Origin of the sequence: Halobacterium salinarum DSM 3754 (genome assembly GCF_008124605.1) — an archaeon.
Lineage (GTDB): Archaea > Halobacteriota > Halobacteria > Halobacteriales > Halobacteriaceae > Halobacterium > Halobacterium salinarum.
Genome location: NZ_VRYN01000030.1, coordinates 1 through 2,401 on the forward strand (window position 1 = coordinate 1; position 2,401 = coordinate 2,401).

The 2,401-nt window shown below is 52.6% G+C and carries 2 protein-coding genes; one reads left to right on the plus strand and one right to left on the minus strand.

Going from position 1 to position 2,401, the window contains the following annotated elements; all coding sequences use genetic code 11:
• Positions 1-69: 69 nt before the first annotated feature.
• Positions 70-468 (minus strand): hypothetical protein, encoded by a 399-nt coding sequence (locus APQ99_RS12370; RefSeq protein ID WP_136361765.1) that lies wholly within the window; start codon positions 466-468, stop codon positions 70-72.
• Between APQ99_RS12370 and APQ99_RS12375 the strand changes: the two genes are divergently transcribed.
• Positions 451-2,067, plus strand: coding sequence for a hypothetical protein (locus tag APQ99_RS12375; RefSeq protein WP_136361766.1), 1,617 nt, complete (start codon positions 451-453; stop codon positions 2,065-2,067). The two genes, APQ99_RS12370 and APQ99_RS12375, sit on opposite strands and share 18 nt — an antisense overlap.
• Positions 2,068-2,401 lie beyond the last annotated feature (334 nt).

Consider the following 2,401-nt stretch of genomic DNA (forward strand, 5'->3'; position numbering starts at 1 on the left):
ATCGCCAGACGGCGTCCAATTCCTGGTTAGCTTGACGGAATCTTCCCGGGAGAGAGTCTGAAACTTCCCTCAATCGGTGGCAAAACAAGGCAAGCCGCCATCAACCGCACGCAAAGCAGGATCGACCGGCGACGACAACGAGCACTGAATATTGGCGAAGGTGTCGCATTCACACCCGAGGACTTCTCCGAGCTGGAAGAACACGCCGAACAGGAACGCCTCAGCTACCGTGGGCACAAACTCCTCATCGCGCAGCAGTACTTGAAGCGTGGTGACGAAAACGAAGCCACAGAATCCATCGAGGAAATCCTCAACGCCGACTATGACGACGAAGCGACGGTCAAAGCTCTCTTCGCGCAGATTTATATGCGAAATCCTGCGGATGGTGAAGAGGCCGTGGAGATGGCGGAATTCGCGCACAAAGCTCGTGAACTCGCTGCCAACCTTGAGATGGATGTCGATCAGCATCTCGCAACTATCTTCCAGCAGGTCGCTGCGCTGTTCGTGTTCGCTGAAAAACGCACAGAAATGATCGCCACGGACCGCATTCAATCACTCGATGAATTCGAGGTTCCGGAATATGGGTACCTGCGAGACGAACTATCTGCAGATCTGTTTCACGACGAACTTGCTACGATGAATGCACTCACTGAAGAACTCGCAGCCCTCCTTGATAACGAGGAATATTATGCGTATGCGGTTGCACTGCCAGAGATCATCAATTACCTCACCAAACGCAGACAACTTCAGGTGCTCTCCAAGAACGATCCAGAACCCGGAGATTCCGTCACTGTCGATACCGGCTCTGGTTCACCTAAGGGGGCAGGTAGCGACGACACAGAGGGTGAAGAAACTACACTCAACGAGACGCACCCATTAGTCAAGCAAGCTGAACAGCTTGCAGACTTTGTGACAGAACCAGAACTTGAAGCTAACCTCCGAAAAAGCGTTGGCCTATATCACTATTGCAGCCGAGATCCCGAGATCGCAACAGAATTTCTCAGTGATGCGCGAGAGCTTGCCATCGAAAGCGGTGAAACAGCCCTGGAAGATGCGCTCGACGATCAAATCGAGCGTATCGAAGACGTTCCGAACCCATACGATACCTCACAATATGATGAAGACGATGATCGTGACCGACAGGAAATGGCGAAGAAGATTCTGGAGATACAGGGTATCGAGGTTGATCTTGAAGATCCGCCGGACCCGTACGAAGCCGATCCCATGACTGTGATGGGATACCACGCGGTTCGTGATGCTGATCCGGAGCCGTTGTATCGGCACTGCGAACATCTGCATTTGGCATACTCACCAAGTGAAGCAGGCAAACTTCTCGGGATGGGCTCGTTTGGGTCCAAATATCTCTGGTGTCAACACGGCGGATTCAAGTATGGAACAAGTCTGACAGACATGTTCGACCAGTTCAAATCCGAGTATTGTGATGGCTGCAATCATCATTGCCCACGCCCCGATGACTGGGAGTTCTCGAAAGATCTGGAAGATGAGGTTGAGGTCGTTCGGTACGACCCGACTCTGAAGTCACGTGTCGTGCCGCACTCTCTCCACTTGGACGGGAATCGGACCCGGTATATCGACACGGAAAGTGATGAGACAGTCGGTGAGGACGGGTATAGTCACGACGTGAACTTCATGTACGTCCCAGCAGACCGGGATGACTGGGTTGTGGCTGAAGCGCAGGATATCCAGTACACGGTATTCACGACAAACCGGGACGACGTCGCAGCGGTTGACGCACCTGGATTTGTGGACCGGTACTCGAAGCGGTGGGACATTGAGATTGAGTACAAGATGATTCAGCCGATGGTCCCCTCAATCGCGTCACGGGATTACCGAATGCGGTATTTCTCCTTCATCTTCAGCTGTCTGCTGTACAATCTGTGGCGGCTAGTTGACCACTCGTTGAAGGTGCTGGTGACAGAAGCCTACGACGACTACGGCCGTTCATCGTTCGATGAGCGGTTAGACCCGTTATTGCCGATGGCGGATCTCCTAGCCTCCTCGCTCATACTGTTCATGTTGAGTGATGGGCTCGATCCACCGGACTAGTACTGGATAACTCCCGTGTTTGCTGAGACTCGGTAGCGACGCGTATCGTCTACACTCTTTTATTTCGTCTGTTCGTATCATAATTCGATAATTGTTTTTCGTGAGCCGCGCCCTAAGCAGCTCCAAGCGACTCAGATCGCGGTGAACCCCCGAACCCACCCGTCATTCGTTTGTAGCACCCCCTACCCTCCGAACCTTTGGAAGGACGAACTTTGGCTCTGAGTTCGTTGGATTTGAACCCATTCGTTCTAGTTTAGTGGCGGCCAAAGCCGAACTCACCTCGTTCAACCTGCTCACGTAACCGATCTCTGTGTGGATTTGGATTTCGTGATGC

Coding starts and splice junctions, on each gene's coding strand:
- APQ99_RS12375 (WP_136361766.1), top strand. CDS start 451: ATGGATGTCGATCAGCATCTCGCAACTATCTTCCAGCAGGTCGCTGCG.
- APQ99_RS12370 (WP_136361765.1), bottom strand. CDS start 468: ATGCTGATCGACATCCATCTCAAGGTTGGCAGCGAGTTCACGAGCTTT.